The 285-nt window shown below is 42.8% G+C and carries 1 protein-coding gene; it reads right to left on the minus strand.

Going from position 1 to position 285, the window contains the following annotated elements:
• Nucleotides 1-285 (minus strand): hypothetical protein (locus tag C1G53_RS09120; RefSeq protein WP_153046691.1); only part of this gene is annotated, 285 nt, incomplete at both ends.

Raw genomic sequence — 285 nt, forward strand, 5'->3', positions numbered from 1 at the left:
CCACCACTTCTAACTTAGTGACGACATCACCTGACAGAAAGTCTTGGCGAGAAACATAGGACAGTTCCCCATTCAAATACTTCTCAGGATCAGGCATAATGAGGTCACCTAACTCCTCAATCAAGGTCATCTTCGATTCAACCTGATAGATAGACATCATATAAGCGAAATCAACACCACGTCCGTCAGCCAAACTGGAATTTAAGGCATCAAGGGCAGTATGTACCTTTTTAACCTCTTTTTCAGGACGCACTAGAGCCTTTTCAAAGGCAAGGGATTTAGTAT

Origin of the sequence: Streptococcus suis (genome assembly GCF_002960445.1) — a bacterium.
Lineage (GTDB): Bacteria > Bacillota > Bacilli > Lactobacillales > Streptococcaceae > Streptococcus > Streptococcus hyiners.